This is a genomic window from Aeromonas enterica (assembly GCF_054052465.1).
The window spans coordinates 61,414-88,411 of record NZ_JBSTYL010000007.1 but is presented as its reverse complement, the minus strand read 5'-3'; the positions used below and the strand labels follow the sequence as shown (position 1 = coordinate 88,411).

Genomic DNA, 26,998 nt, shown 5'->3' with positions numbered 1-26,998 from the left:
AGCCGTCACCATGCAAAAAGGGGAGCCGAGGCTCCCCTTTTTCGTTGCTGATCATTTGGTTGCTGACCGGATAGGGCCACTCAGGCGGCCTTCAGCTCGCCCTCCCGCAGGCGCAGCACGAACACCGGCAGCACCACCAGCACCATGATGAAGAAGATGCCGCCACCCAGCGGCTCGAACAGCAGGCCGCACAGGGTCATCAGGGCAGCCACCGTCATGCCGAGACCGAGCGCCGCGTAGAGCGCCTGGGTGGGGATCAGCTGCTCGGCCGGCAGCTGGCGGGTCATGAAGCGCACGGCGCCGAGGTGGCTGACGCAGAAGGTGACCGCATGGAGCAGCTGACCCGCCACCAGCACCAGGATCTCGGTGGAGGCACCGAGCAGGATCCAGCGCACTACGCAACCAATCGCCCCTACCAGAAACAGGGTCTGGGCGCCGAAGCGGTTGAGGAAGCGCTTGTCGGCGGCAAACATGCCGATCTCCGCCACCACCCCCAGCGCCCACAGATAACCGATGGTGGTGCCGCTGTAACCTGCGGCCTTCCAGTGCATGGCGCTGAAACCGTAGTAGGCGGCATGGCTCCCTTGCAGCAGGGCAGAGATCAGCAGGAAACGGCGTACCGAGGGGGACTTGAGGGTATCGAGCAGGGAGGCTTTCGCCCGCTCCCCCTGAATGTCCCGCGGCGCCGGGTGCAGCGGCAGCCAGCTGAGCAGCAACATCAGCACCAGCCCTGCCACCATGGTATGCAGCACCCAGTCGCTGCCAAAATTGCCCACCAGGGCCCCGACCAGGGTCGAGGCGACGATGAAGGCAAAGGAGCCGCACAGCCGCACCTTGCCGTAGTCGAGGTGTGCCTGCACCACCATGCGGGTGGCCAGCGCCTCCCCCACCGGCATCAGGGTCGGGTAGATGAAGTTCGCCACCAGGGTCAGCCCCACCAGCCACCAGAGGTTGTGGCTGAGGTAAAAGCCGAGGAAGGCCAGCAGACTGAGCAGGCAGAGCAGCCGGGTGACCGGCAGCAGATGCCCCGCCCCCTTGATCTGTCCCATCACCATCAGATTGCCGGCGAAGCGGATCGCCATTCCGGCCCCCAGCAGCAGACCTATCATCTCGGCGCTCACGCCTATGCCCTCCAGCCAGAGCGACCAGAATGGCAGGTAGGCGCCATAGACGAAGTAGAAGGCGCCAAAGAACAGGGCTAACCAGGAGAAGGCGGGCATAGATCCTCGACAGCGAGAAGAAGGGGCACAAATGATAACCGATTTGCCGGTGGGGATCCTGCGATCCCGCGTGGGAAGCCGCGCAGATAACAATGAAAAATATCAATAAAATTGAACTATTGCCGCAACGCCGGTGTCTATTGAGTAACACCACCTCCTGGTTAGTGTTGCAATCCTTCCACCCGCCTCCGGCGGGTTTCTTTTTTGGGTCTCTGGCAGGCAAACGGCAACCATGAAAAAGGGGCCTATCGGCCCCGTCTTCGTTACACCACTATGTCATCAGAACACGTACTTGACCCGTGCACTCAGGTTGCGGCCCGGCTCGGTCTGGCGGCTGGTGCTGGCACTGGCGCTCTGGCCGGTGATGCTCTCGTAGTTGACGTACTCCTTGTCGAACAAGTTGAAGACGCCCACGTTGAACTGCAGATCCTGCACCGGCTTGAACTGGGCATAGATGTCCACCACGCCCCAGCCCGCACTCTTGATGTTGTCGTTGCCCTTGGCATCCTTGCCCACCTTGCTCATGTCGTCGGCAAAGCGCAGGGCGGTGTTGATGTTCCAGTTGGGCTGCTCCAGTCGAACACCCAGGGTCCCCTTGAGCGGACTCAGGCTGTTGATGTAGTTGCCGTCACCATCCTTGCCCTCGATGTAGGAGAGATTGCCCCAGACGTTGACCAGATCGTTCAGCCAGTAGTCCGCCTTGGCCTCAGCCCCCTTGGTGGTCGCCTTGTCCAGGTTCTGATACTGATACAGCGCGGTGCGGCCCTCGGTGCCGACCCCGGCCAGCTCGATGAAGTCTTCGAACTTGTTGTAGAAGGTGGCCACTTCATAGCTGAAGCCGCCGGCACTGCCACGCACACCCAGATCGATGCCATCGCTGCTCTCGGGCTTGAGATCCGGGTTCGGCTCGATGCGATAACCGTACGCCTGATGGTTCAGGGTGGAGAAGGCGTTGTCATACATAGGCGCCTTGAAGCCGTGGCTGTACTGGGCAAACAGGTTGGCCGCCTCGTGTGCCTTGAACACCAGCCCCAGCTTGGGCGAGAACTCCCCTTCGGAGAAGCGCTTGAGGTTCTCGCCGGTGTAGGCGGGATCCTGATCCGGGTTCATCCGGTAGTAGTCGTAGCGGGCACCCGGCGTCAGCACCCAGCGCTCGCCGAACTTCAGTTCGTCGAACGCCCACAGGGCGCCGTGCTCGGTGGTGGTGGAGGGGAAGCTCAGCTCGTTGTAGCCGACGAAATCCCCCGGCACGGTCGGTGCCTTGAAGCGGGTCCGCTCGTTGTCGGTGTGCTCATACTCCAGGCCCCAGGCCAGCCGCTGGCTCGCCAGCGCCTTGCTGAACTTCAGCTGGGCGCCCAGGCTCTTCTGCTCGAAACCGTTGTTGTCCAGCGAGTTCTTGGTCACATAGGGGTTGGTCGGCCGCACCGGGTACTTGGATGAGGCGTACTGATCCAGGGTCTGCTTGGTGCGGGCGTAATAGATCTTGCTGTCGATACGATCGGCCCAGGGCGCGTTCAGGGCGATGCCGTGATCCAGCACCAGCGAGAGGTTGTCCGTATCCTTGTCGGTGATCGGCTGATTGAAGACGGAGGCGGCCTTGGTGAGATCGACGGCATCCGGATCCTGCCCTTCGCTGAAGTAGTCGACGGTCAGCTTGAGGAACTGATCCTCGCTCAGGTTCCACTTGCTCTTGAGCAGCACGGCCTGGCTGGCGATGTCGAATTCGTTCTTGTCGCCATCGTAGTTCTGAGTCACACCGCCGTCACGCCAGGTGTAGCGCAGCAGGTTCTCGAACTCACCGCTGCGCAGGGCACCGGTGAAGCCGGCCATGTTCTGGTGGCTGCTGGAGGCATAGCCGGTGGTGGCGTCCAGATAGCTGTCGCGGCCCTTCAGGAAGTCGCCGGCGTCCTTGGTGGTGATGGCGATGACGCCCCCCAGCGCATCGGAGCCATAAGCCGCCGAGGCAGGCCCCTTGGCCACCTCGATCTGCTTGATCATGTCGGTGTCGAAATAGCTCTGGCCCACGCCGCCGTTCTTGTAGGCGTCGTTCTGGCGCACGCCGTCACGCACTATCTTGACCCGGTTCTCACCCATGCCGCGGATGATGAAGGTCTGGGCATCGCCGGCGCCGCCGAGGGCGGTGACACCCGGCTCGTAACGGAACAGGTCGGCGACGTTGCTCACCACCTGTTCTTCAATCTGTTCGGCCGTGATCACCGAGATGGGGCCGGAGACATCCTCCAGTTTTTGCTCCATCCGTGAGCCGCTGACGACCATGACTTCATCTGCTTTCTTGTCCGCCGCAGAAACCGGGGAAGCGAGGCCGGCCGCCACAGCAAGGGCAACCAGCGATAGGGTGTTGTTATGGGCCACTACAAATCCTTATTGAGAACTGTTATCAAGCAGCTGGCATATTACCCAGCTCGCAACAAAGATCAATAATAAACGGAATCATTCTCATTTTCTTTTGTCGTAATTAGGTTCTACACTATTCCCCTCTGTTTTCCGGCCCGCCATGCTGCCATTGTATGGATCTGGCCCTGCTTCGTTGTGAGATACCATGACTCGATTACTGCCCCTGTTCGCCCTTCCCCTGCTGCTGGCTGCCTGCACGACAGTGCCCGATGACGATGCCGGCACCCTCTACCACTATCGGCTCAGCGCGGGCCAGACCGATGCCAGCCAAGGTGAACTGACGCTGACCCAGGCGGTAGATCGGGTGGCGAATGCCGACATAGTGCTGGTGGGCGAGCTGCATACCCACCCGGCCGTGCACCTGCTGCAGACACGCCTGCTGGCGGAGCTGGCCAACACCTCCCGGGCCGATGGCCGTGGGCTGGTGCTCTCCATGGAGCAGTTCAGCCGCGCCGATCAGCCGGTGCTGGACGCCTATCTCGCCGGACGCATCGGCGAGGCCGCCCTCATTCGCGATGGCAACGCCTGGCCCAACTACCAGAGCGACTATCGCCCGCTGGTGGAGTTCGCCAAGGAGCAGCACCTGCCGGTCATCGCCGCCAACGCCCCCAAACCGCTGGTGAGCTGTGTCGGCCAGGAAGGGCCCGCCTGGCTGGACAAGCTGCCCGCCAGCCGCCGCAGCCAGCTGGCCCGCGCACTCACGCTCACCGACGATCCTTACCGCCAGAAATTCATGGCCTCGCTCCATCACGGCGATGCCGACGGCAATGCCCGCCGCTTCGCCGCCCAAACCAGCTGGGACGACACCATGGCCGAGAGCATGGTGGACTACCTGCGCAGCCACCCGGGCCAGCGCATCATGCACATCGCCGGCAACTTCCACGTCGAGGGGGGGCTGGGGCTCGCCAGCCGCATCGCCAGCCGCAACCCGGCGCTCAAGGTAGCGCTGGTCATGCCAGAGACAGAACCGCAGAGCGATGCGCAGGCACCCGCCGGGCGGACCGCCGACATCCGGGTGCGGATCAGCCCCCTGCCAGAACGCTGGCTAAATGCCGATGAAATGAAGCAAGATATGGGCGCACTGCATCAATCCCGAAGCCGTGACTGCAGCCAGTGGCTGCAACCCTGAAAATTGCCTAAGGATTTCATATGGATGTGTTACTGGTCATCGACATGCAACAGGGGTTGTTTACCACCCCCCGCCATCAGGACGCGCAGGTCATCGCCAACATCAACCGCTTGGCAGACAGCGTGCGGGCCAACCAGGGGCGTGTCATCTATGTGCAACACGACGAACCGGGTTCAGAACTGGAACCCGGCAGTGCAGGCTGGCAGCTTCACGCCGATCTCACCCCGGGCCGCGGCGACAGCCGGGTACGCAAGACCGCCTGTGACAGCTTCCTCGATACCGAGCTAGGCTTCCTGCTGGCGGAGCAGGCGGTGGACCGACTGCTGATCAGCGGCTGTGCCACCGATTTTTGCGTCGACACCACGCTGCGCAGCGCTGCAGCGCAAGGGTTTGACGTGTTTGCGGTGACGGATGCCCACACCACGGCGGATCGCCCTCACCTGAGCGCGGAGAAGATCATCGAACACCACCACTGGATGTGGCAGCATCTGAGCCTGCCCAAAGGCAGAACCGTGACCCTGCTCACCACGGATGAGTTGCTCAAAGCGACCCAGCCCGAGCTGGCGTGTTAATCTGCCTCTCTTGAAGTGATCACCCGATTGGAGTCTTGTGTGCGTCTACTGTCTGCCGTTGCATTCATGCTGTTGTTACCGGCAATCACTGCCTGCTCCGGTTTGCCGGGGCAGCAGCCGGATGGCCCGGCCCCCCTGTTTCGAACCCATATCAACGAAGAGGGGAGCAAGCGCTTCACCTTCGAAGCCGCGCCGCTTGATACCCTGCCCACCCGGTTGCAGGACGATGACGGCGGTCGCCTCAACCGCAGCAAGAGCCTGCTGGAACGGCGTGATGCCCTGCAGGATGCGCAGTTGACCCAGACCCTGGCCGAGCGGAAGTATTGCCGCGATGGCTATATCGTCCTCAGCCAGACCTCCTGGAAGATCCGGGGCGAATGCAACGAGACGGCCAATCAGGCCGATCGGGATGCCTTCCCCAACAAGGCCTCCTGGCAGGACTAGCGCTCAGGGGTGACACGCAATAAAAAACGGGCAGCCTGGGCTGCCCGTTTTTCATGCGATGCGGCCGCCGTCAGACTGGCGCATCAGCCGGACTGGTCAGCTCGACACCGTTGTCGACCCGCTTGTGCCCTTCCACCAGATGGACGAAGTCCACCAGCTCGTCACCTGAGACCCGAAACGCCTGGCCGAAGCCCTTGACGAACAGCCCCTGCTCGGGCTTGAGCCGGAACAGCACGAAATCCTTGAGGTTGGAGAGCCCCTTGACGATGTCGCCGAAGCGCCCTTCCAGCGCGGCGATCGCCTGGCCCCAGCGCACGTCGTCGCGGGCCACCACTTCGGCCAGCGCATCGAAGGTGAGACGCTTGCGGGCAAACAGCTCGCGGGCACCGGTTTCGTCCTCGATCAGCATCAGCGACACCTTGGGCACCTGTTGCAGGTTGCGGGCGTGGCGGGCGATCTCGGAGATGAGCACATAGTAGCCATCCTCCTGCAGCACGAAGGGGGCATAGCTGGCATTGGGGTTGCCTTCACTGTCCACCGTCGCCAGCTGCAGGGTGCGGCAACCGTCGCGAAACTCGCGGATCTCCGGTTGCAGGCGATTCTGCAGACGCTCCTGACGTTCACTCATGCTTTGACTTCCTCTTGATACTGGTGGCGCAAGGCCATGAAGCGTTCCACCTGGGCTGGCAGCAGCTGGCGCTGCTCGTCACGTCCCAGATAGACCTTGAAAATACAGCGGCCACTGTGGCCGAAGAACTGGAAGGAGTGCCCCTCCTTGCCCATGAACAGCTTGCTGACCAGTGCCATGCCGACCACGTTGTCGAGCTTGAGGTGACCGTGCATCTCGCCGTCACGCCCCATCAGGTTGTAGTAGCCACGGGCGCTCTTGCCCCTGGGAAACGGCGCCTTCACCTCGAAGATGGAGCCATCGGATTCGACGATGGTGGTCACCTGACCCCAATCCGCCAGATCCGCCAACAGGGCTTCGGCCCGCTCGCCGGGGACCAGGGTCACCAGCTCGGCAGGCAGGTGGCGTACCACCTCCCACTCGCTGACCGCCAGCTGGCTGGCAATGGTGGAAGGATGGGCGCTGGGGTCTTGTTCCAGCAGATCATGAATGCGTTGTGCAATGCTCATAGGTTCTCCCTTGGGATGCGTGCTGCATCCCTCTCCTGTCATGGCGAATACTCTAATAAAGCACCCGAACCAATGCAATTGATAATCGCTTTCATTCTCAGTGCATTTTTTTCACCGGCTTGATATTCTCGTCGACAACCCAACTTCATTCACCCTTCGGAGGTTAGCATGGGCCGTCGTTTTGCCCTCGCACTCAGCCTGCTCGGCTGTTCAGCCCTTTCCCTGTCTGCTACCGCACAGGAACGTATCGTCAGCATAGGCCCGGCCACCACAGAGCTCATTCTGGCACTGGGCGGTGAACAGAGCCTGATCGCCACCGACATCAGCAGCACGGAACCGAAAGATCTGCCCAGAGTCGGTTATCACCGCGCCCTCGCTGCCGAGGGGATCCTCAGTCTGGCGCCGACCCGGCTGATCGGCAGCGACGAGATGGGGCCGCCGCCGGCGCTGGAGCAGTTACGCCGCGCCGGAGTCGAGGTGGACGTGCTGCCGACCGCACCGACCCTCGCCAACCTCAACCAGCGCATCGACACCCTGGCCGGCCTGCTCAATGACCCGGCCGCCGGCACGCGATTGAAAGCCGAGATCCAGGCCCAGACAGCGCAACTGGCGGCGCAGGCGAAGCAGAACAAGCCGCTCAAGGTGGTCTTCCTGCTGCTGCACAAGGGGCAACCCACCAGCATAGCCGGCGGCAATACCACCGCCAGCGCCCTGCTCACCCTGGCGGGCGGTGTCAATCCGGTGGCCCAGCTGAGCGACTACAAGCCCGTCTCCACCGAATCCCTGATCGAGCTGCAACCGGATCTGGTGCTGGTGAGCGGCCGTGACTGGCAGCAGTATCAGGATCCGGAAACCGTGCTGAACCAGGTACCCGCGCTCACCGCCACCCCGGCGGGTAAAAACCGCGCCATCCACGCCATCGACGGTCACGCCCTGCAAGGGGGTCTCAGCCTCACCTCGTTGCAGCAGGCGAACCAGATCGCCAAGTGGATCAAGCTGGGTTCATGATGCGCCTGCCACTGCCCTGGCTTTTCGCGCTCACCGGCGGCGCGCTGGCGCTGCTGCTGGTCGGGTCGTTGGCGACCGGCCCCATGGCCCTTTCTCTCGACGAGAGTCTGCGTGCCCTGTTCGCCGGGCAAGAGAGCGGGATTGCGGCCCACAAACTCTTGATCGTGCAGGAGATCCGCCTGCCACGTACCCTGCTCTGCATCGCCGTGGGGGGCATACTCGGCCTCTGTGGCGCCGTCATGCAGGGGCTGTTTCGCAATCCGCTGGCCGACCCCGGCATCATAGGGGTCTCCGGCGGGGCTGCGCTGGGCGCGGCGCTGGCCATAGTGCTGCTGGCCCCCCTTGGCCAGCAGTGGCAGAGCCTGCTCGGCATAGGCCTGCTGCCGCTGCTCGCCTTCCTCGGCGGGGCGCTCACCACCACGCTTGTATACCTGCTGGGCACCCGGGAAGGGGGCACCTCCGTCACCGTCATGCTGCTGGCGGGGGTGGCCATCACGGCCCTGTCCGGTGCCGTGATAGGGCTGCTCACCTATCTCGCCGACGACCAGATGCTGCGCAACCTGAGCCTGTGGCAGATGGGCACCCTGGCGGCGGGCAAGCCGGTGGACGTGGCGCTGGCGCTGGCCACCCTGATCGTTCTGCTGCTGTTGTTCATGCGCGATGCCAATCCCCTCAACGCCCTCTTGCTGGGGGAAGGGGAGGCCCGTCATCTGGGGGTCAATGTGCAATCCCTCAAGAGGCGCCTGATCCTGCTCACCGCCGCCGGAGTCGGCGTGGCCGTCGCCGTGGCGGGCATGATCGGCTTCGTCGGTCTGGTAGTGCCCCATCTGGTGCGACTGCTGGCCGGCCCCAACCACGTCAGGCTGCTGCCGCTCTCTGCCCTGCTGGGCGCCGCCCTGCTGCTGGGCGCCGACATGCTGGCCCGCACCCTGCTGGCACCGGCCGAGCTGCCGGTCGGTATCATCACAGCCCTGCTGGGCGCCCCCTTCTTCATCTGGCTGCTGGTCAAGGGCCGCCGGACGCTTTAACCGGAGGTTTATCTTGCCTGCATCAACCCCCCTGCTGCGCTGTCACCAGCTCAGTCTCACCCGTGGCGGCCGCCTCATCCTGGACAGGCTCGACCTCAGCCTGCAAGCCGGCACGCTCACCGCCCTGCTCGGCCCGAATGGCGCAGGCAAGAGCTCGCTGCTCAAATGCCTGACCGGCGAGCTGGAACACGAGGGGGAGATAAGCCTGTTTGGCCGGGAGCGGCAAGCCTGGCCCGCCATAGAACTGGCCCACCGCGTCGGCGTGCTGCCGCAGAGCTCGTCCCTCAACTTCCCATTTCTGTGCGAAGAGGTGGTGGCCATGGGCCGCCTGCCCCACAGCGAGCCCGCCAGCCGGCGCGACCAGATAGTGCGGGCCGCCATGACCCATGCCGGGGTCGAGCACCTGGCGGGCCGCCTCTATCCCGGCCTCTCCGGCGGGGAGCGGCAGCGGGTGCAGTTCGCCCGGATACTGGCCCAGATCTGGCAGGCGCCGGACGATCCCCAGCAAGCGCGGCTGCTGCTGCTGGACGAACCCACCTCGGCGCTCGACCTCAAGTACCAGCACCAGCTGCTCACCATGGCCCGCGCCCTGGCCGCCCGCAACACGGCCGTACTGGTGGTGCTGCACGATCTCAATCTGGCGGCTCGTTACGCCGACCGTCTGGTGATGCTGGAGCAGGGCAGGCTGATGGCTGACGGCGCCCCGGCCGAGGTGCTGACCCCGGCCCTGATCGATCGCCTGTATGACTACCCGGCCCAGGTGATACACCACCCAGAGACGGGTCTGCCCATGGTGGTGTGAGAAGGTTCAGGATCCTGGATAGCAAAAGAGCGCCATCAGGCGCTCTGTTTTGTTTGCATGAAACATCTCGACTCAGGCTATCTGATAGCGACCCGGCTTGTGATTGAGTGTCAACACCAGATTACAGATGATGGCCGCCACCACGGAGAGCGCCAGGATCCAGGGCTGCACCACGAAGCAGGAGGCGATGACGATGGTGCAATCCAGCCCCATTTGCAGCTTGCCGGCGCGGATGCCGAAGCGGTCCTGGATAAACAGCGCCAGTATGTTGAAGCCACCCAGACTGGATTTGTGGCGGAACATGATGAGCAACCCCATGCCGATCAGGGTGCCACCGATCAGGGCCGCATAGACGGGTTCTATCTTGCCGATCTGCAGCACGGCGTTGAGGTGATCCGTCATGAAGGAGACGGCGGCCACAGAGACGAAGGTGTTGAGGGTGAAGCGCGGCCCCATCCTGAGCCAGGCCAGGGCGTAAAACGGCAGGTTCATGCCGAAGAACAGCAGGCCGAAGCTCAGCCCCGTCACCTGTTGCAGCAGCAGCGCCAGCCCGGCGGTGCCGCCGGTGAGCAAACCAACCTGATGAAACAGGAAGATGCCGAGGGAAACGAAACCGGCTGCGGTCAGCAGGGCGAGTACATCTTCATAGAGGGGATGCGCAGAACGGGCTGAGCGCGCAGAGCCTGGGGTGTTGTCCATAACCTGTATCCAATAGCGAAGTGAAAAGAGTGTCTTGTGTCCGTCGAGGCGGACGCGAGCCCTGTCCGCAGGGCTTCGTTATGGGATCCAGTCTATTTTTTGCGACCAGGATCACAATAGCCACGGGGAATGCCCCGTTTTGGTGCCTGTCATTCTCCATTGACAGCCAGTGCACCAAGATGCAGCATGCCGCGCCTGACGAGCCAGCCCTCGTCCACCATGGCGCCACCGCAATGTGGCGCCGGGACCCGCGCTCTGGTACAAAGCGCCCAGCCCTTTTTCAGCCCTCACTCAGGACCACAGGCCCCCATGATCAGCACAGGACAACACGTATGAAGTATCTGGTGACAGGCGCCGCCGGCTTTATCGGCTTTCACGTCGTCAGGCGGCTGTGCGAGGCGGGCCATCAGGTGGTGGGGCTGGACAACCTCAACGACTACTACGAGGTGAGCCTGAAGCGGGCCAGACTGGCGCGGCTGGTCCCCTTCCCCCATTTTCGCTTTGAACAGCGGGAGCTGGCGGATCGGGACGGCATGGCAGCCCTGTTTGCCGAGAGCGGGTTCGAGCGGGTGATCCACCTGGGTGCCCAGGCGGGGGTGCGCCATTCGCTGGAGAACCCGTTTGCCTATGCCGACAGCAACCTCACCGGCATGCTGACGGTGCTGGAGGGGTGTCGCCAGCACGGCATCCGGCATCTGATCTACGCCTCCTCCAGCTCCGTCTATGGCCTGAGCGATCAGATGCCCTTCTCCACCGAGCAGCCGGCGGATCACCCGGTCTCCCTCTATGCCGCCACCAAGAAGAGCGGCGAGCTGATGGCCCACGCCTACTCGGCGCTCTACGGCCTGCCCACCACAGGGTTGCGCTTTTTCACCGTCTATGGCCCCTGGGGTCGCCCCGACATGGCCATCGCCAAGTTCACCCGCGCCATCCTGGCCGGCGAGCCCGTCGATGTGTACAACCAGGGCCTGCTCAGCCGCGACTTTACCTACATAGACGACATAGTGGACGGCATACTCGCCGTCGCCGAGCTGCCGCCGCGCGCCAATCCACACTGGCACGCCAGCCAGGACAGCCAGGCTGAAAGTGCCGCCCCCTACCGCCTCCTCAACATAGGCAACGGCCAGCCGGTGCGGCTGCTCGACTTCATCGAGGCGCTGGAGCAGGCGTTGGACAAACCAGCCATCAAGCGGATGCTGCCCATGCAGGCGGGCGACATGCACGCCACCTGGGCCGACAGCGCCCCCCTGCACTCCCTCACGGGCACCCGCCCCGCCACCCCGCTCAGGCAGGGCGTCGCCGAGTTCGTGCGCTGGTATCTGGCCTACCACCAGGTCGCCGATTGATCCCGCTCAGGGCCTGCCGGAGCGCACCCTGACCGATCCTCGCACCATCACCACCATGGTCAGCATCACCCCGAGCACGCCCCAGCCCACCTGATGCCAGGCCACCAGCTCCCCCGTCAGGCTGCTGAAAAGCAGCACCAGCACGGGGATCAGATAGGTGTAGGCCGAAACCTGCTCCGGCTGCAGTACCACGCTGCCCTGCTGGAACAGAAAGAAGCTGAGCGCGGTGGCAAACAGCGCCAGATAGCCCATCCCGAACCAGAGCGGCAGCGACACCTGGCCCCAGTCGGTCGCCAGCAACCGGGGCGCCGTCACCAGGGTAAGCAGCAGGGTGGCGCAGATCAGGGTCCAGCAGGTGAGATGGACGAACGACTCCCCCCGGTAGTAGCGCTTGATCAGGATGGGATTGAGAGCCATGGCCACACAACCGAGCAGATAGATGCGATTGCTGGGGGTGAGGCTCAGGCTGGCCACCTGTCCCAGTTCCCCTCGAAAGATGATGAGGGCGGCGGCCACCATGCCTCCCAGCAAAGCAAACGCCATCGACCAGCCAATGCGACGCTGGAAGATCAGCATGCTGGCCAGGGCGCTGATGAGCGGTACCGTGGTGTAGAGCGCGCTGGCATCGAGGGCGCTGGTCTCCTGCAGCGCTACGAACATGGCGACGAAGTAGCAGAGCGCTGGCAGCGAGATGAGGGTATAGCGCCCCAGATCCCGCAGTGAAGGCAGCGCGAGACGGCGCTGGCAAGCCAGCAGTGTCACGAAAGTGAGCGCCGCCAGCAGGTAGCGCACCCAGGTGACCACCAGGGGATCCAGCACGGCGGTGAGCGCGCTGCCAATGGGAAACGACAGGCTGATGAGCAGGGTGAACAGCAGCACCTTGCCGTGGGCATGAATGAAATGAAAACGGGGATGGGACATGCAATACACCTGTAATGACGGGAGCCCTGCAGGACGCCGGTATGGCCGGGAGTTGTCGTTCAGTAACCGCGGCCAACAGCGGCCGGGCTCTCGCCGTCCAGGGTCGCCAGCAACTGGCCGAGCAGACTGGAGGCGCCGAAGCGAAAATGGTCGGCATCAAGCCAGGCTTCGCCACAGCATCCGGCCGCCATGGCCAGATAGTCTGCCGCCTCCCGGGCACTTCTCACCCCGCCCGCCGCCTTGAACCCCACATACTCCTGTACCCCCAGCTCGACGATGGTCGCCAGCATGATGCGACTGGCTTCAGGCGTGGCATTGACCGGCACCTTGCCGGTAGAAGTCTTGATGAAGTCGGCCCCCTCCTCGATGGCGAGCCGGGAAGCCGTGCGGATCAGGGCCGGGTCTTTCAACTCGCCTGATTCGATGATCACCTTGAGCACCCGCGCCCCGCACAGAGCCTTGCAACCGCGCACCAGCGCCCGGGCACGTGTCTCGTCCCCCGCCTGCAGCGCACGCCAGGGGATCACCAGATCAATCTCGTCGGCGCCGTCGATGAGGGCCGCACGGGTATCGGCCAGCACGGCCTCGAGCTCATCGTCGCCATGGGGGAAGTTGACCACGGTGGCCACCTTGATTTGCGGGGAACCCTGGGCCGCCAGGGTTTGCTTGGCCAGCGCCACGAAACGGGGATAGATGCAGACGGCAGCCGTGTTGCCAAAGGGGGTCTGCGCCTGCTGGCAGAGCGCAACGATACGCTCGTCGTTGTCATCCGGGTCGAGGCTGGTGAGATCCATCAGTCCGATGGCGCGAACGGCGGCCCGAGTCAGATCGAGAGGAATGGAAGAGGTCATGAGAAGGCTCCGAATTGCGATAATGGGTGATGAAAAGGGGCGCCGCAGCGCCCCGTACGGCCGGGGCTCACTCATACCAGGGAGAAGAAGACCCCGGCGATGGCGGCGCTCATCAGGTTGGAACAGGTGGCTGCCAGCACGGTGCGCAGACCGTGACGGGCGATGAAATCGGTACGGGACGGGCAGAGGGTGCCGAGGCCCCCGATCAGGATCCCCATGGAGGCCAGGTTGGCGAAACCGCAGAGGGCGAAACTGATGATCACCTTGGACTTCTCCTCAAGCACCTGCAGACCGGCCGCCGTCACAGTGCTGGCGTCCTTCAGGTAGGGGGCAAGATCGCTGTAGGCCACGAACTCGTTCACCACCAGCTTCTTGCCGATCATGGCGCCGGCGATGCCGATGTCCGCCACCGGCACCCCGAGCAGGAAGGCGAGCGGCGAGAAGATCCAGCCCAGGATGATCTCAAGCGAAAGCGACATGCCCATCATGTCCCCGACCCCGCCCAGCAAGGTGTTGATCAGGGTCACCAGCCCGATCATGGCGATCAGCATGGCGCCGATGGCCGCCGCCAGCTTGAGGCCGCTGCTGGCGCCCTCTCCGGCTGCTGCCAGCACGTTCTCCGGCTTCTTGCCATCAAACTGGATGCTGTGGTCGAAGGCATAGTCCGGTTGACTGGTCTCGGGGATGATCAGCTTGGCAAACAGGATCCCGCCGGGGGCCGCCATGAAGGAGGCCGCCAGCAGGTACTGCATGTCCACTCCCATCATGGCGTAGCCAGCCAGCACTGTGCCGGAGACCGAGGCCATGCCGCCGCACATGACGGCGAAGAACTCGGAATCGCTCATCTTCGGCATGTAGGGCTTGACCACCAGCGGCGCCTCGCTCTGACCGACGAAGACGTTGGCCACCGCCGACATGGATTCGGTCTGGGAGGTGCCGAGCAGCCGCGCCATGGCGCCGCCGATGAAGCGGATCACCAGCTGCATGATGCCGAGGTAGTAGAGCACGGCGATCAGCGCCGAGAAGAAGACCACCAACGGCAACACGTTGAGGGCAAACACGAAGCCAATGCCGTCCACCGAGAAGTTGACCAGGTTGCCAAACAGGAAGTGGATACCCGCCTTGCCGCTTGCCAGCACGGCGTCGACCCCGTGGGCCATGCCCTCCAGCGCCCGTCGCCCCAGCGGCACATAGAGCACCAGGGCACCGATGGCCACCTGCAAGGCCAGCGCCAGCCCCACTGTGCGCAGGCGAATGGCCCTGCGGTTGGTCGAGGTGAGAATGGCGATGAGGATCAGCGCCGCCATGCCGAGAAATCCTGCTGCAAACATAGGTGACCTCCTGGTCGTTCCTGCTTACTGGAAGTGGTGCTGGATGAAGGCGTTGATGAGGCGGATGAAGTCCGCTTCCGCAAGCTTGGCGCACTTGAGGGTCTGCTCGTGGGAGAGCTGCACGTCGCCGAGCCCCTCCGCCATGTTGGTGATGGCGCAGATGGCCAGCACCGGCAGACCACAGTGGGCGGCACTGACCACCTCGGGCACCACCGACATGCCCACCACGTCGCCGCCGATGATCTGCATCATGCGGATCTCGGCGGCTGTCTCGAAGCAGGGGCCGCTGTAGGAGACGAACACCCCCTGATTGACGGCGATCCCCTCGCGCTCGGCCAGCGCCAGCGCCTCGCCCCTCAGCTCCTTGTCATAGGCATTGGCCAGGCTGAAGAAGCGCGGGCCGTAGGCCTCGTCGTTGGCGCCCGTCATGGGGGTGCCCGGCATGGTGTTGATGTGATCGTTGAAGATGACCAGGGAGCCGACCCCGATCCGCTCCGGACGCAGCGATCCTGCGGCGTTGGTCACCAGCAGCAGCTCGCAGCCCAGGTGCTGGAAGGTACGCACAGGCGTGGTCATCACCTTCATAGTTTCGTGTTCGTAGTAGTGGCCACGCCCCTTCATGCAGACCACGTCCACCCCGTGCAGCTTGCCAAGCACCAGCTCGCAGCTGTGGCCAGCCACCGTGCTGACCGGGAAGCCGTCCAGCTCCTCGTAGGGGATGGTGACCTTCTCCTCCAGCCCGTCGGCCAGCACGCCGAGGCCGGAGCCCAGGATCATGGCGGCGCGGGGGGCAAAACCCGGCTTGCGGGCGAGAATGGTGGCGACGGCGTTGAGTACCGGATCTTGTTGCATGAGCTGCACCTCTTGAGGCTGTAAATGAGAAGATGGGCTCACTCTAGGGGAGGTATTCGGCGATAAAAATCGCTAAAATCGGCCTAACTATCCCGTTTTTCAGCACAATCAGACGGGCGATAGCAGGCAGAGGGTGCCCAAACGCGCAGAAACGGCGCTGATTGGCCCTTATTGTCAACCCGTCGGCGCGCTTGCCGCAGAAAAGCGCTAGCAAGAGTGTGAGCCGGATCAACCAGGCGCCAAGCACCGGCCCCGCTGCCCGCACAACCCGATGCGCAATCTTTGACGGGGATCGCACCAGGCCCTCAATCAACCACCGAAGGAGGTCGCTTGGCCCTCGACAGTCACTGGCGCGATCGCGTCACCCTCAAGATGCTGCGTTACTTCCATGTGGTGGCCAGCCACGGCCACTTCAGCCGGGCCGCCGAGCAACTCAATGTTTCAAAGTCTCCGCTCAGCGCCCAGATCAAGGAGCTGGAGAGCGTGCTGGGGCTGGCCCTGTTCGAACGCCACACTCGCCAGGTGAGCCTCACCGCCACAGGCCGTCTGCTGCTGGATGAGTGTGCTTTGCTGTTTGACATGCTGGAGAGCGGCCTCAACAAGGTGGTGCAGGCGGGACGGATGGAGCGCAACCAGATCCGCATCGGGCTGGTCAGCTCCATCTTCTGGGCGGGCTTTGGCGAGGTGATCCGTCAGTGTCACAGGATCCATCCCGAGTTCGAGATCTCCTTCACCGAGCTGTCGCCGGAGAAGCAGAAGCAGGCGCTGGCCAGCAAGGAGATAGATCTCGGTCTCGCCCGCTTCGCCGACACCTTCAACATCCATCCGCTGCGGGCCGAGAGCATCTATCGCGAACCCATGGTGCTGGCGGTATCGGACGAGCATCCACTGCGAGATCGCAAGCGGGTCTCCCTCTCCGAGCTGGCGGGCGAGCGCTTCGTGTTGATGAGCCGTGCCAACTCGGCCTCCACCGATCTCATCATCAACTCCTGCCTGGTAGAGGGCTTCTACCCCCAGCTCAGTCAGGAGGTGGTCGAACCCAATACCCTGATGGCTGTGGTGGCCACCAGCCGGCAGATTGCGCTCGCCCCGGCCAGCTACGGCCGCCAGAAGTGGCCCCATGTGCGTTTCATCCGGCTGGAGCAGGCCATCCCGGCCGATCTCTGCGTGCTCTATGCCCCGCACAGTGCCGAGCAGAGCGCATCGCCCGTGATCCGCCACTTCATCGATACCATGAGCGCGCAGATGAACCTGCCGCCCGATGAGTGATGAGTTAATCAGATGGCACTCCGCCGCCCGCCCCCTTAGGATGGGGAGATGTGAGCCGGCTGGCGATTGCTGCACCCCGGCTGGGATATACTGGCCAGGCTTGGAGCCACACGGGAATATACCTGCGCCACCCAGGCTCACCATGATGAGAAGGAGTCCCCTCATGATCCGAACCCTGCTGTTGCTGGGCGCCGCCCTCGCTGCCTATGCATTGCAACAGAGCCATACCCTGCTGCCCCTGATCAGCCTGTTGACCCTGCTCTCGGCCTGGGTAGCGAGTGAAATCTGTCTGATGTATCGCCAGCTCCCCACCACCGGGGAAGATGAGCAGGCGTATCATCTCGACGCCTGAACGCCGCCAGCTCGAACCGACAGCTCAACTCCAGTAGTTCCATACCGATTTGATCTCTGGATGAGTGGAACCATAACAACAGGATCCACTGGATTAATGGCGGAACGGGCCATGTTCCCCTATATCTTCTGTACCCCAACAGGAGAGAATTCATGTCGAGCTTCAGCGAAAACAGGCTGTTTTTGCTGCTTTTTTTATCGCTGTTACTGGCCGGCACCGTGCAGGCAGCGGCGCAAAGCAGGGACTTCAGACAGGCGCCCCAGGCGCTCAGCGCACTGAAAAAAGGCCAGGTGGCACAGCGTCAGGGCAACCTGACCCAGGCCATCCACTTCTACTGCGCCGCCGCCACGACGGGCAACCCGGAAGGTTACTTCCGCATCGGCCGTCTGCTCGCCACAGGCCCGGGATCGGTGCGCAACCCCAGGATGGCCAACGCCTACCTCGCCATGGCCATGCGTCTTGGCAACCAGCAGGCCAGTCGCTACTACAACGCCCGCATTGGCAATGCCGTCATGGGGGATCAGTGTGGCGCCCGAGTCGGCGGGGATGGTGGCTACTTCGCCGAGATCCCCAATACCCCCTTCAATCTGGATGCCTATCTGGCCCGCCAGTCGCCGGCCAAGCAGAAGCTGATCATCATGCTGCGCAGTGCCGCCAAGCATCACAGCATCGACGAGCGGCTGGTGCTGGCCATCGCCATCGCCGAATCCAATCTCAACAGCCGCGCCGTCTCCCCCAAGAACGCCCAGGGGCTGATGCAGCTCATCCCCGAGACCCAGCAGCGCTTCGGCGTCACTCGCCCCTTCGACCCCGAGCAAAACATCAAGGGCGGGGTGGCCTACCTCAAGTGGCTGCACACCCACTTCGACGGCAACTGGACCCTGATGTCGGCGGCCTACAACGCCGGCGAGAAATCGGTGGAGCAATACGGGGGCATACCCCCTTATCAAGAGACCCAGCAATATGTGCGGCGAGTCCTCTACTTCGCGGGCCACAAGCAACCCTGATGCGCCAAAGAGGCCGCCACCATGGCGGCCTTTGTGCCTGCCCCCCAGATCCATCCGCAACATCCCGCCCCCTCATCAGGTTCCTGATCGGGCCAACCAGCAAAGTGGCAACATGGACCAGCTTGGGACTAGCCAACACACTCTTTGCGCCCGTAATGGCGGTAGTAGCCCACCAGATTGCTGACCATGAAGAGCCCCTCCATCAGTGCCGCCACCGGTGACCCCACCAGCAGGTTGTTGGCCAGCCAGCAGAGGGTGCCAAGCAGCATCCAGCGCCGCAGCAGGCGATCATCTAGGCAGAAGGCGGCCCGGGTTTGCAGCAGGCTGCCCAACAGGCCGAGCAGCGCCAGCGGCCCCTGATAGGTTGCCAGTACGGCAGCGCAGGCCAGCCCCATAAAGAGCCACATCAGCGCTCGCCGCGTGGCCAGTATGCTGACCAGAAAACGCACGCTGGCCAGCAGCAAGAGGCTGGCGGCCGCCCCCTGCCCCAGCAGCGCGAAATGGCCGGCGTTGAGGGCGCAGGAGAGGGCCAGGCAGGCCAGTATTTCCCTGCGATCCCGCAGCTGAAACGACAGCAGATCCAGCAACAAGGCCAGGCTCACCACCAGTTGCGACCACAAAAACAGCGACATCATCCATCCTTCCAACCACCTTCGAATGGTGCAGCATGAGGGGATGACAAGGGAGCGGCATTAACCTCTGTTAATGCGCCGACGGATCCGTGACAAAGTGACCGGGCTGATGCCGATGTAGTTGGCGAGCTGTACCTGAGTGAGCCGCGCCGGCCAGTGGGGGAAGATGTGACAAAGCTCCCGATAGCGCTCCTCGGGAGAGTGGAGCAGCAGGAAAGCCTCCTTGCGTTCCTTGTAGCCCAGTTGCTGGCGCAAAAGGGCCAGACAGAGGGGTTGAAATGCCGGCTCATCCAGCAGGGCAAGCGGCACACGCACCACCAGCAAGGCCGTGAGTGCCTCCAGCTGGTAGCGAGCAGGTGCGCCACTCAGCCAGCTGTCATAGAGCAGACAGAACTCCCCTTCAAAATAAAACTCCTTGCAGCGCTCCTGCCCGTCCCGAGTGTAGTGACAGGCGCGAGCTATGCCCTGTTCGACATAAAACGCGGCCTCCTGCTGTGCCCCTTGCGCCAGCAAAACTTGACCGGCGCTCAGGGTCAACCGTGGCAAGCGCTGGCAAAGGGCGTCACTCGTCGTAGAGTCCAATCCCATTGCGCTGAGAAAGGTGGCCAGCGAGGGTGTCTGGGGGGATGCGGTCATGACAACTCCGGGACAAAAAGAAGCCCACATGATGCCAAGATTGCACGGCTGATGCAGCAAGACGTGACCACCTCGGCAAAGGGGGACGCCAACCGGGCGCCACCTTTGCCCACCCCTGTCCATTGGTTTACAATCGACAGGTTTTTTGGAACCGGGTTGGCGGCGTGCCGACCTGGCCCCACCACGACATCAGTCCGTTAGTGCCAAGACATTAACCTACTGAAAAGGAAGAGAATTAGCCAATGGCTCAATTTATTTACACCATGAACCGGGTCGGCAAGGTAGTGCCGCCCAAGCGTCATATCCTCAAGAACATCTCCTTGAGCTTCTTCCCGGGCGCCAAGATAGGCGTACTGGGTCTGAACGGCGCCGGTAAGTCCACCCTGCTGCGCATCATGGCGGGCATAGATACCGAGATCGAAGGGGAAGCCCGTCCACAGCCCGGCATCAAGATCGGCTACCTGCCCCAGGAGCCGAAGCTGGATCCGGAGCAGACAGTCCGCGAAGCGGTGGAAGAGGCGGTCGGCGACGTCAAACGCGCTATGGCCCGTCTCGACGAGGTCTATGCGGCCTACGCCGATCCGGATGCGGATTTTGACAAACTTGCCCGCGAACAGGGCGAGCTGGAAGCCATCATCCAGGCCCAGGGTGGCCACAACATGGAAAACCAGCTGGAGCGCGCGGCCGATGCCCTGCGTCTGCCGGCCTGGGACGCCAAGATCCAGCACCTCTCCGGTGGTGAGCGCCGCCGCGTAGCCCTCTGCCGTCTGCTGCTGGAAAAGCCGGACATGCTGCTGCTGGACGAACCGACCAACCACCTGGATGCGGAATCCGTGGCCTGGCTGGAGCGCTTCCTGCACGACTACGAAGGCACAGTCGTGGCCATCACCCACGACCGCTACTTCCTCGACAACGTGGCGGGCTGGATCCTGGAGCTGGACCGCGGCGAGGGTATCCCGTGGGAAGGCAACTACTCCTCCTGGCTGGAGCAAAAAGATGCCCGTCTGGCCCAGGAAGCCAGCTCCGAAGCCGCTCGTCGCAAATCCATCGAGAAAGAGCTGGAGTGGGTTCGTCAGAACCCGAAAGGTCGTCAGGCCAAATCAAAGGCTCGTATGGCTCGCTTCGAAGAGCTCAACACCAACGACTATCAGAAGCGCAACGAGACCAACGAGCTGTTCATTCCGCCCGGACCCCGCCTCGGCGACAAGGTGCTGGAAGTGGCCAACCTGCGCAAATCCTACGGTGATCGCGTGCTGATCGACGATCTGTCGTTTGCCATTCCGAAGGGCGCCATTGTCGGCATCATAGGTCCGAACGGTGCTGGTAAGTCCACCCTGTTCCGCATGATGTCGGGTCAGGAGCAGCCGGATTCCGGCACCATCACCCTGGGCGATACCGTGGTGCTGGCCTCGGTGGATCAGTTCCGCGACAGCATGAATGACAAGAAGACGGTGTTCGAAGAGGTCGCCGACGGCCAGGATATACTGCGCATCGGCACCTACGAGTTCCCGAGCCGCGCCTACATCGGCCGCTTCAACTTCAAGGGCGCCGATCAGCAGAAGCGGGTCGGTGAACTGTCCGGTGGTGAACGTGGTCGCCTGCATCTGGCCAAGCTGCTGCAGACCGGCGGCAACGTGCTGCTGCTGGATGAACCGACCAACGATCTGGATATCGAAACCCTGCGCGCCCTCGAGAACGCCCTGCTGGAGTTCCCGGGCTGTGCCATGGTCATCTCCCACGATCGCTGGTTCCTCGACCGTATCGCCACTCACATCCTGGATTATCAGGACGAGGGCAATATTGCCTTCTTCGAAGGCAACTTTACCGAATACGAAGAGTGGAAGAAGAAGACCTACGGCGCCGAGGCAGTCCAGCCTCACCGCGCCAAGTACAAGCGCATCACCAAATAAGGGTGACAGCGTCACAAGGGGAGCCCAGGCTCCCCTTTCTCTTGCCTTTTGGCTTACAATCCAAGACGGATGCCTTATGCATGGATGTAGCAAGATGACGACCCAGCCCCCCACAGAGAAGAAACTCACCATCCAGATCCGGGTAGAACCCGGCTGCCTCGGGCCGGATGGCAAGGAGCATATCGAGACCTTCTGTGTCGCCGCTGCCAAGATTTTCTCTGTCATCGATCCTGACCTGGTGAGCTGGGTGCTGATCCCGCGCTACGACAAGCAGTTGCCGGAGCAGGAGTTTTTCATCGAGGGACGCAAACTGACCGAGGAGCAGGCCAGCCTGTTTCTGCGCCGTGTCGGGCGAGAGCTGGGAGAGGTGCAGGAGAGACTCGATTCCGTGCTGGCCCAGCTGGTGGAGCGTTACTTCAAGACCCTCTGAGCAGTATCCTCAAGGTTTCACCCTAAAGGTTCTCTATCGAGGACCTTTTTTATCGCTCAAAAAGCAAACGTTTGAATTTTTGCTCTATTCATTGATCTGCTTCGCAGATCCAGGGTTTGTAAACGGCGTCGCCTGTGTAAAAATGTGCGCGCTGTCACGGTATCAGGATGAGTCTGGTTGTTTAACCACCAGAAACAGGGCTATTTACCCCGCATGGATGGGATGGCCCGTTCCCCTGCTGCTTATTTCACGTCACCTATTGGAATCCAACATGAACCAACAACACCAAGCCGCCAATCAGGCCGCCGGGCAAGGATTGCTTGAGCGCCTGTTTGCCCTGCAAGGCCATGGCACTACCGCCCGCACCGAGGTCATCGCCGGGATCACCACCTTCCTGACCATGGTCTATATCGTGTTCGTCAACCCGCAGATCCTCTCCGCTGCCGGCATGGACACTCAGGCCGTGTTCGTCACCACCTGCCTCATCGCCGGTATCGGCAGCATCCTGATGGGCCTGCTGGCCAATCTGCCCATCGCCCTGGCCCCCGCCATGGGGCTGAACGCCTTCTTCGCCTTCGTGGTGGTGGCAGGCATGGGCTACTCCTGGCAGGTCGGCATGGGCACCATCTTCTGGGGCGCGCTGGGTCTGTTGATCCTGACCCTGCTGCGGGTGCGCTACTGGCTGATCGCCAACATACCACTCACCCTGCGGGTCGGCATCACCGCCGGTATCGGCCTGTTGATCGCCCTGCTCGGCCTGCACAACGCCGGCATAGTAGTGGCGAGCCCAGCGACCATGGTGACCGTGGGCAACCTCACCTCCCTGCCCTGCCTGCTGGGGCTGCTCGGCTTCTTCCTTATCTGCATCTTCTCCGCTCGCGGCGTCCACTCCGCCGTGCTGATCGCCATCGTGGTCACCACCACCCTGGGCTGGCTGTTTGGCGACGTCACCTTCAAGGGCTTCGTCTCCATGCCGCCGAGCATAGCGCCGGTATTCGGCCAGCTGGATCTGATGGGGTCGCTCGACATCAGCCTGGCGGGGATCATCTTCTCCTTCATGCTGGTCAACCTGTTCGACTCTTCCGGCACCCTGATCGGTGTCACCAACCGCGCCAAGCTGGCCGATGATCGCGGCCACTTTCCGCGCATGAAGCAGGCACTGCTGGTGGATAGCGTCAGCTCGGTCGGCGGCGCCTTCATGGGCACCTCCTCTGTTACCGCCTTCATCGAGAGCAGCTCTGGCGTCGCCGTCGGCGGCCGCACCGGCCTGACCGCCATCATTGCGGGCATCCTGTTCCTGCTGGCCATCTTCTTCTCCCCCGTCGCCGCCATGGTACCGGCCTATGCCGCCGCCGGTGCCCTCATCTACGTGGGTGTGCTGATGTGCTCCGAGCTGACCCGGGTGAAGTGGGAAGACTTGACCGAAGCGGTACCGGCCTTCATGACAGCCGTCATGATGCCATTCAGCTTCTCCATCACCGAGGGGATCGCCGTCGGCTTTATCTCTTACTGCGTGATGAAGGCAGGCACAGGCCGCTGGCGCGAGATCAACCCCTGCGTGCTGGTGGTCGCCCTGTTGTTCGTGCTCAAGTTCGTCTGGGTCGACAGCCACTAAGCCTCACTTTCGCACACAAAAATGCCCGTCATCGACGGGCATTTTTTTATGGCGCAGTCCCCACCATGTGTTGAAAGCACATCTTGAAATGCCAAAGCCATTGATGCTTTGGTCACTCTGCGTCTGTATCGTCTTCCGCAACAAAAACACCCAGCTTCAACATTGCTTGCATAAGGCGCAGTGGCCCCCTTACGTACCACATAATGGGAGCATCATATTTTTAACCCGACGCAGTGAAATAAGCCGCTGACTTCACAATATTTTTAGCTTGCTCAAAAAATGAAAAGCGCCAAATTGACAAGGGATCGCGCTCACGTACAATCGTTTGTGCTTTAGACAGGGATTGTTCTACATGCTACTGGGACAAATTGACGTGGTCAGTCATGCTTCAACCCCTGATTTCTAGGCAAATGCTGCCCAACAAGGCTTAGTTTCATTTTGTTATAGATAGGACTTACCACATGTCTGACATTCGCACCGGCCAAGTAAAATGGTTCAATGAAACCAAGGGTTTTGGCTTTATCGAGCAATCCCAGGGACCGGACGTTTTCGTTCACTTCTCCTCCATCCAGAGCACAGGCTTCAAAACCCTGGCTGAAGGTCAAAAAGTCCAGTTCACTGTGACCCAGGGCAAAAAAGGCCCTCAGGCTGAGAACGTTACCCTGCTCTAAGCCACGCCAGTGAGCCTGTAGGAGGAGACGTGCTCCTCCTATTTTTTTGCCTGCCATTCCCTGCCCCACAACGCCACCGGTTATCAAGTCTCTCCTGCCCGGTCTGACCGCCTTGTTTCGCCTCTCCTTTGCTGCTAATCCACACGGCTGATATCACCGGCGCATGACGGCAGATGCCGCTCACAGGTGAGTAGGGAGCATGATGATATGGGAGCAGACCACGGACCGTGCAGACCAAGAGAAACGCGCCAAACAGCGGATATGCGAATGCATCGCAGCCCGATACGGGTGACAGGAAAAAAACTGATGAGACAAGAAGGATTGGAGCGGGAAACAAGACTCGAACTCGCGACCCCAACCTTGGCAAGGCGCGGATCATGCTCTACCAACTGGATATGGCAGTGAGTGTGTTGAAATATTGGATTGGTGTACTTCGAGGAGAGAGATTGGAGCGGGAAACGAGACTCGAACTCGCGACCCCGACCTTGGCAAGGTCGTGCTCTACCAACTGAGCTATTCCCGCAACAGAATGTCACTTTCAAATTTTTTGGAGCGGGAAACGAGACTCGAACTCGCGACCCCGACCTTGGCAAGGTCGTGCTCTACCAACTGAGCTATTCCCGCAACATAAATGGTCGTTTTGCGCTGGTGAGGATGATTGGAGCGGGAAACGAGACTCGAACTCGCGACCCCGACCTTGGCAAGGTCGTGCTCTACCAACTGAGCTATTCCCGCATCGGGCTGGATTGAACCAGTTTCATCATCACAATTTGGAGCGGGAAACGAGACTCGAACTCGCGACCCCGACCTTGGCAAGGTCGTGCTCTACCAACTGAGCTATTCCCGCACACACCATAAAATGGCATCAAAACTAATCGTGCAGCATTTGGTTGCTTGCGCTACTGCACGGGAGCCGAATTATAAGAGCAGTCTTTCCAATTGCAAGGGCTTTTTCGTCTGGTTGCGCGCGTTCGCTCAAAAGCTGGCCGAACTGTCGATTTTAGTAACCAATTGATGGCAACCCCTTGCCTGGCACTCAGATCTTGAAGACATGGCTGCGATAGAAGCGCAGCTCGGCGATGGATTCGCGGATGTCGTCCAGCGCCTGATGGGAGCCACTCTTGCTGAACTGATCCAGCAGTTCGGGCTGCCAGCGACGTACCAGCTCCTTGATGGTGCTGACGTCGACGTTGCGGTAATGGAAGAAGGCTTCCAGCTCGCCCATGTGCTTGACCATGAAGCGGCGATCCTGGCCTATGCTGTTGCCGCACAGCGGGCTGGTGCGCTCCGGCACCCACTGGCGGATAAACGCGAGCGTCTCGGCAACGGCACGGGCTTCATCGTGCTGACTCGCCTTGACCCGGGCCACCAGCCCGCTCTTGGTATGGGTGTTGACGTTCCACTCGTCCATCTTGGCCAGTTCTTCATCGCTCTGGTGGATGGCGATGACAGGCCCTTCGGCCAGCACGTTCAGATCCTTGTCGGTGACGATGGTAGCGATCTCCAGTACCACGTTCTCTTCGGGGTCCAGACCCGTCATCTCCATGTCGATCCATACCAGGTTCTGCGCGCTGACTGTCATGATTGCTCTCTCTATTGGGAGGAATGGCGGAATTTTGCCAATTTGCATGTATCATACTGGCTTTGGATCTGTTCATAAACTGGCGAATCGAGTGGCAAAGAAAGCAAAACTCAATCTGGGTCAACAAAGGCGCGTCCAGGCCAACCGCGAGCGGCGGCTGCAAAAAGATCACACGACTGTCGTGGATGACACCCTGTTTGGCCCGGCCATCGAAGGGGTGGTGATAAGCCGCTTCGGTCAGCATGCGGACGTGGAAGCCATCGATGGCACCATCCACCGCAGCAACCTGCGTCGCAGCAGCATCAGCAGCCTGGTGTGCGGCGACAAGGTGGTCTGGCGTCCCGGCCTCAATGCCGCGACCGCAGGGGTCATAGAGGCGGTACACCCGCGCCACTCGGTGCTGACCCGGCCGGACTTCTACGACGGGGTCAAACCCATCGCCGCCAACATAGACCAGATCATCATCGTCTCGGCGGTGATGCCCGAGTTCTCCACCAATATCGTCGACCGCTATCTGGTGGCCGCCGAGGATGTGGAGATCCAGCCGCTCATCGTGCTGAACAAGGTCGACATGCTCGATGCCGCGGCCCGTGCCCGCATCGATAGCCAGCTCGACCCCTATCGCAAGCTGGGCTACCAGGTGATCCTGGTCAGTTGCGAGAGCGGCGAAGGACTGGATGAACTCAAGGCCCAGTTCGAAGGCAAGATCAGCATCTTCGTCGGCCAGTCCGGAGTGGGCAAATCGTCGCTCACCAACGCCCTGATGCCGGGGCTGGATGTGCTGACCGGCGAGATCTCCGAAAACTCGGGGCTAGGTACGCACACCACTACCACGGCGCGGCTCTATCACTTCCCGAGCGGTGGCGATCTCATCGACTCCCCCGGGATCCGCGAGTTCGCCCTCTGGCATCTGGAAGCCGATCGCATCACCTGGTGCTTCATCGAGTTCCGCGACTATCTGGGTGGTTGCCGATTCCGCGACTGCACCCACAAGGACGATCCCGGCTGCGCCCTGCGTGCGGCGGTCGACCGTGGCGACATCAGCGCCGATCGCTTCCACAACTATCACCGCATCCTGGAAACCATGCAGGAAGCCCGCCACGGTCGGCAACAGGCCCGACTGTGACCCATTCAACTTA

General features: G+C 62.0%; 27 protein-coding genes and 4 tRNA genes. 15 read left to right on the top strand and 16 right to left on the bottom strand.

Translation table 11 applies throughout. The features are described 5' to 3' along the window. Positions 1-80: 80 nt before the first annotated feature. Positions 81-1,220, bottom strand: coding sequence for a 3-phenylpropionate MFS transporter (locus ACW5XD_RS09960; RefSeq protein ID WP_456494764.1), 1,140 nt, complete (start codon positions 1,218-1,220; stop codon positions 81-83). A gap of 279 nt (positions 1,221-1,499) precedes the next feature. Then, positions 1,500-3,593 (bottom strand): TonB-dependent hemoglobin/transferrin/lactoferrin family receptor, encoded by a 2,094-nt coding sequence (locus tag ACW5XD_RS09955; RefSeq protein WP_456494763.1) that lies wholly within the window; start codon positions 3,591-3,593, stop codon positions 1,500-1,502. Positions 3,594-3,780: 187 nt separating this feature from the next. Here ACW5XD_RS09955 and ACW5XD_RS09950 point away from each other — a divergent pair, with 187 nt between their 5' ends. From ACW5XD_RS09950 to ACW5XD_RS09940, 3 genes are read left to right on the top strand one after another with little or no spacing between them, the layout of a single operon-like run. Continuing rightward, the gene (locus tag ACW5XD_RS09950; RefSeq protein ID WP_456494762.1) at positions 3,781-4,764 is read left to right on the top strand and encodes a ChaN family lipoprotein; all 984 of its coding nucleotides are present in this window, start codon (positions 3,781-3,783) and stop codon (positions 4,762-4,764) included. Between the two features lie 20 nt (positions 4,765-4,784). Then, on the top strand, positions 4,785-5,336 hold the full coding sequence (locus tag ACW5XD_RS09945; RefSeq protein WP_456494761.1) for a cysteine hydrolase family protein: 552 nt from the start codon (positions 4,785-4,787) through the stop codon (positions 5,334-5,336). Between the two features lie 39 nt (positions 5,337-5,375). After that, complete coding sequence (locus ACW5XD_RS09940; protein ID WP_456494760.1) at positions 5,376-5,780, top strand: hypothetical protein; 405 nt, start codon at positions 5,376-5,378, stop codon at positions 5,778-5,780. Positions 5,781-5,850: 70 nt separating this feature from the next. Here ACW5XD_RS09940 and hutZ read toward each other — a convergent pair whose 3' ends face one another. Further along, positions 5,851-6,408: a heme utilization protein HutZ gene (hutZ, locus tag ACW5XD_RS09935; RefSeq protein WP_456494759.1), complete on the bottom strand. Its 558-nt coding sequence runs from the start codon at positions 6,406-6,408 to the stop codon at positions 5,851-5,853. Next, positions 6,405-6,917, bottom strand: coding sequence for a heme utilization cystosolic carrier protein HutX (hutX, locus tag ACW5XD_RS09930; RefSeq protein ID WP_456494758.1), 513 nt, complete (start codon positions 6,915-6,917; stop codon positions 6,405-6,407). The genes hutZ and hutX overlap by 4 nt, the downstream gene beginning before the upstream one ends. 168 nt (positions 6,918-7,085) lie before the next feature. On the opposite strand from hutX, the gene ACW5XD_RS09925 reads away from it, so the two are divergent. The 3 genes from ACW5XD_RS09925 to ACW5XD_RS09915 are packed head-to-tail and all read left to right on the top strand — an operon-like array spanning position 7,086 to position 9,755. After that, positions 7,086-7,925 (top strand): heme/hemin ABC transporter substrate-binding protein, encoded by an 840-nt coding sequence (locus tag ACW5XD_RS09925; protein WP_456494757.1) that lies wholly within the window; start codon positions 7,086-7,088, stop codon positions 7,923-7,925. Continuing rightward, a complete protein-coding gene (locus ACW5XD_RS09920; RefSeq protein ID WP_456494756.1) occupies positions 7,922-8,953 on the top strand; it encodes a FecCD family ABC transporter permease in 1,032 nt (343 codons plus the stop codon). Before ACW5XD_RS09925 ends, ACW5XD_RS09920 begins: the two co-directional genes overlap by 4 nt. A 13-nt stretch (positions 8,954-8,966) precedes the next feature. After that, positions 8,967-9,755, top strand: a complete 789-nt coding sequence (locus ACW5XD_RS09915) for a heme ABC transporter ATP-binding protein (RefSeq protein ID WP_456494755.1) — start codon at positions 8,967-8,969, stop codon at positions 9,753-9,755. Between the two features lie 72 nt (positions 9,756-9,827). On the opposite strand, the gene ACW5XD_RS09910 is transcribed toward ACW5XD_RS09915, so the two are convergent. Next, entirely contained in the window at positions 9,828-10,454 is a 627-nt protein-coding gene (locus ACW5XD_RS09910; protein ID WP_005311722.1) for a YitT family protein, read from the bottom strand. 332 nt (positions 10,455-10,786) lie between these two features. On the opposite strand from ACW5XD_RS09910, the gene ACW5XD_RS09905 reads away from it, so the two are divergent. Then, entirely contained in the window at positions 10,787-11,800 is a 1,014-nt protein-coding gene (locus tag ACW5XD_RS09905; protein ID WP_456494754.1) for an NAD-dependent epimerase, read from the top strand. A 6-nt stretch (positions 11,801-11,806) separates the two neighbouring features. Here the strand turns inward: ACW5XD_RS09905 and ACW5XD_RS09900 are convergent, their stop codons facing one another. The 4 genes from ACW5XD_RS09900 to xapA all read right to left on the bottom strand — a co-directional run bounded on the left by ACW5XD_RS09900 (position 11,807) and on the right by xapA (position 15,755). Beyond that, complete coding sequence (locus tag ACW5XD_RS09900) at positions 11,807-12,721, bottom strand: DMT family transporter (RefSeq protein ID WP_456494753.1); 915 nt, start codon at positions 12,719-12,721, stop codon at positions 11,807-11,809. A 59-nt stretch (positions 12,722-12,780) separates the two neighbouring features. Next, positions 12,781-13,572, bottom strand: coding sequence for a deoxyribose-phosphate aldolase (gene deoC / locus ACW5XD_RS09895; RefSeq protein WP_456494752.1), 792 nt, complete (start codon positions 13,570-13,572; stop codon positions 12,781-12,783). 71 nt (positions 13,573-13,643) lie between these two features. Continuing rightward, positions 13,644-14,903 (bottom strand): NupC/NupG family nucleoside CNT transporter, encoded by a 1,260-nt coding sequence (locus ACW5XD_RS09890; RefSeq protein ID WP_456494751.1) that lies wholly within the window; start codon positions 14,901-14,903, stop codon positions 13,644-13,646. Between the two features lie 24 nt (positions 14,904-14,927). After that, a complete protein-coding gene (xapA, locus tag ACW5XD_RS09885; protein ID WP_456494750.1) occupies positions 14,928-15,755 on the bottom strand; it encodes a xanthosine phosphorylase in 828 nt (275 codons plus the stop codon). Positions 15,756-16,085: 330 nt separating this feature from the next. On the opposite strand from xapA, the gene ACW5XD_RS09880 reads away from it, so the two are divergent. From ACW5XD_RS09880 to ACW5XD_RS09870, 3 genes are all read left to right on the top strand, one after another. Beyond that, a complete protein-coding gene (locus tag ACW5XD_RS09880; RefSeq protein WP_456494749.1) occupies positions 16,086-17,024 on the top strand; it encodes a LysR family transcriptional regulator in 939 nt (312 codons plus the stop codon). A 163-nt stretch (positions 17,025-17,187) separates the two neighbouring features. Further along, complete coding sequence (locus ACW5XD_RS09875) at positions 17,188-17,376, top strand: hypothetical protein (protein ID WP_456494748.1); 189 nt, start codon at positions 17,188-17,190, stop codon at positions 17,374-17,376. Between the two features lie 152 nt (positions 17,377-17,528). Then, positions 17,529-18,383, top strand: a complete 855-nt coding sequence (locus ACW5XD_RS09870) for a transglycosylase SLT domain-containing protein (RefSeq protein WP_456494747.1) — start codon at positions 17,529-17,531, stop codon at positions 18,381-18,383. Between the two features lie 128 nt (positions 18,384-18,511). Here ACW5XD_RS09870 and ACW5XD_RS09865 read toward each other — a convergent pair whose 3' ends face one another. Next, positions 18,512-19,018, bottom strand: a complete 507-nt coding sequence (locus tag ACW5XD_RS09865) for a YgjV family protein (protein WP_456494746.1) — start codon at positions 19,016-19,018, stop codon at positions 18,512-18,514. Positions 19,019-19,075: 57 nt separating this feature from the next. Next, positions 19,076-19,651, bottom strand: coding sequence for a Crp/Fnr family transcriptional regulator (locus tag ACW5XD_RS09860; protein WP_456494745.1), 576 nt, complete (start codon positions 19,649-19,651; stop codon positions 19,076-19,078). Positions 19,652-19,893: 242 nt separating this feature from the next. Here ACW5XD_RS09860 and ettA point away from each other — a divergent pair, with 242 nt between their 5' ends. From ettA to ACW5XD_RS09840, 4 genes are all read left to right on the top strand, one after another. Continuing rightward, the gene (ettA, locus tag ACW5XD_RS09855; RefSeq protein WP_098980637.1) at positions 19,894-21,561 is read left to right on the top strand and encodes an energy-dependent translational throttle protein EttA; all 1,668 of its coding nucleotides are present in this window, start codon (positions 19,894-19,896) and stop codon (positions 21,559-21,561) included. Positions 21,562-21,655: 94 nt separating this feature from the next. After that, positions 21,656-21,991: a hypothetical protein gene (locus ACW5XD_RS09850; protein WP_456494744.1), complete on the top strand. Its 336-nt coding sequence runs from the start codon at positions 21,656-21,658 to the stop codon at positions 21,989-21,991. A gap of 271 nt (positions 21,992-22,262) precedes the next feature. After that, complete coding sequence (locus ACW5XD_RS09845; protein WP_456494743.1) at positions 22,263-23,606, top strand: NCS2 family permease; 1,344 nt, start codon at positions 22,263-22,265, stop codon at positions 23,604-23,606. A gap of 461 nt (positions 23,607-24,067) precedes the next feature. Beyond that, positions 24,068-24,277: a cold-shock protein gene (locus tag ACW5XD_RS09840; RefSeq protein ID WP_005327092.1), complete on the top strand. Its 210-nt coding sequence runs from the start codon at positions 24,068-24,070 to the stop codon at positions 24,275-24,277. A gap of 447 nt (positions 24,278-24,724) precedes the next feature. Here ACW5XD_RS09840 and ACW5XD_RS09835 read toward each other — a convergent pair. The 5 genes from ACW5XD_RS09835 to orn all read right to left on the bottom strand — a co-directional run bounded on the left by ACW5XD_RS09835 (position 24,725) and on the right by orn (position 25,859). Next, positions 24,725-24,800, bottom strand: a tRNA-Gly gene (locus ACW5XD_RS09835). 25 nt (positions 24,801-24,825) lie between these two features. Beyond that, positions 24,826-24,901, bottom strand: a tRNA-Gly gene (locus tag ACW5XD_RS09830). Positions 24,902-24,936: 35 nt separating this feature from the next. Further along, positions 24,937-25,012: transfer RNA gene (locus ACW5XD_RS09825), tRNA-Gly, on the bottom strand. Between the two features lie 36 nt (positions 25,013-25,048). After that, positions 25,049-25,124: transfer RNA gene (locus ACW5XD_RS09820), tRNA-Gly, on the bottom strand. 189 nt (positions 25,125-25,313) lie between these two features. Next, on the bottom strand, positions 25,314-25,859 hold the full coding sequence (gene orn, locus ACW5XD_RS09815; protein ID WP_456494742.1) for an oligoribonuclease: 546 nt from the start codon (positions 25,857-25,859) through the stop codon (positions 25,314-25,316). Between the two features lie 91 nt (positions 25,860-25,950). Between orn and rsgA the strand changes: the two genes are divergently transcribed. Continuing rightward, the gene (gene rsgA, locus ACW5XD_RS09810) at positions 25,951-26,985 is read left to right on the top strand and encodes a small ribosomal subunit biogenesis GTPase RsgA (RefSeq protein ID WP_456494741.1); all 1,035 of its coding nucleotides are present in this window, start codon (positions 25,951-25,953) and stop codon (positions 26,983-26,985) included. Positions 26,986-26,998 lie beyond the last annotated feature (13 nt).

Coding starts and splice junctions, on each gene's coding strand:
- ACW5XD_RS09960 (WP_456494764.1), bottom strand. CDS start 1,220: ATGCCCGCCTTCTCCTGGTTAGCCCTGTTCTTTGGCGCCTTCTACTTC.
- ACW5XD_RS09950 (WP_456494762.1), top strand. CDS start 3,781: ATGACTCGATTACTGCCCCTGTTCGCCCTTCCCCTGCTGCTGGCTGCC.
- ACW5XD_RS09945 (WP_456494761.1), top strand. CDS start 4,785: ATGGATGTGTTACTGGTCATCGACATGCAACAGGGGTTGTTTACCACC.
- hutZ (WP_456494759.1), bottom strand. CDS start 6,408: ATGAGTGAACGTCAGGAGCGTCTGCAGAATCGCCTGCAACCGGAGATC.
- hutX (WP_456494758.1), bottom strand. CDS start 6,917: ATGAGCATTGCACAACGCATTCATGATCTGCTGGAACAAGACCCCAGC.
- ACW5XD_RS09925 (WP_456494757.1), top strand. CDS start 7,086: ATGGGCCGTCGTTTTGCCCTCGCACTCAGCCTGCTCGGCTGTTCAGCC.
- ACW5XD_RS09920 (WP_456494756.1), top strand. CDS start 7,922: ATGATGCGCCTGCCACTGCCCTGGCTTTTCGCGCTCACCGGCGGCGCG.
- ACW5XD_RS09910 (WP_005311722.1), bottom strand. CDS start 10,454: ATGGACAACACCCCAGGCTCTGCGCGCTCAGCCCGTTCTGCGCATCCC.
- ACW5XD_RS09905 (WP_456494754.1), top strand. CDS start 10,787: ATGAAGTATCTGGTGACAGGCGCCGCCGGCTTTATCGGCTTTCACGTC.
- ACW5XD_RS09900 (WP_456494753.1), bottom strand. CDS start 12,721: ATGTCCCATCCCCGTTTTCATTTCATTCATGCCCACGGCAAGGTGCTG.
- deoC (WP_456494752.1), bottom strand. CDS start 13,572: ATGACCTCTTCCATTCCTCTCGATCTGACTCGGGCCGCCGTTCGCGCC.
- ACW5XD_RS09890 (WP_456494751.1), bottom strand. CDS start 14,903: ATGTTTGCAGCAGGATTTCTCGGCATGGCGGCGCTGATCCTCATCGCC.
- xapA (WP_456494750.1), bottom strand. CDS start 15,755: ATGCAACAAGATCCGGTACTCAACGCCGTCGCCACCATTCTCGCCCGC.
- ACW5XD_RS09875 (WP_456494748.1), top strand. CDS start 17,188: ATGATCCGAACCCTGCTGTTGCTGGGCGCCGCCCTCGCTGCCTATGCA.
- ACW5XD_RS09870 (WP_456494747.1), top strand. CDS start 17,529: ATGTCGAGCTTCAGCGAAAACAGGCTGTTTTTGCTGCTTTTTTTATCG.
- ACW5XD_RS09865 (WP_456494746.1), bottom strand. CDS start 19,018: ATGATGTCGCTGTTTTTGTGGTCGCAACTGGTGGTGAGCCTGGCCTTG.
- ACW5XD_RS09860 (WP_456494745.1), bottom strand. CDS start 19,651: ATGACCGCATCCCCCCAGACACCCTCGCTGGCCACCTTTCTCAGCGCA.
- ettA (WP_098980637.1), top strand. CDS start 19,894: ATGGCTCAATTTATTTACACCATGAACCGGGTCGGCAAGGTAGTGCCG.
- ACW5XD_RS09850 (WP_456494744.1), top strand. CDS start 21,656: ATGACGACCCAGCCCCCCACAGAGAAGAAACTCACCATCCAGATCCGG.
- ACW5XD_RS09845 (WP_456494743.1), top strand. CDS start 22,263: ATGAACCAACAACACCAAGCCGCCAATCAGGCCGCCGGGCAAGGATTG.
- ACW5XD_RS09840 (WP_005327092.1), top strand. CDS start 24,068: ATGTCTGACATTCGCACCGGCCAAGTAAAATGGTTCAATGAAACCAAG.
- orn (WP_456494742.1), bottom strand. CDS start 25,859: ATGACAGTCAGCGCGCAGAACCTGGTATGGATCGACATGGAGATGACG.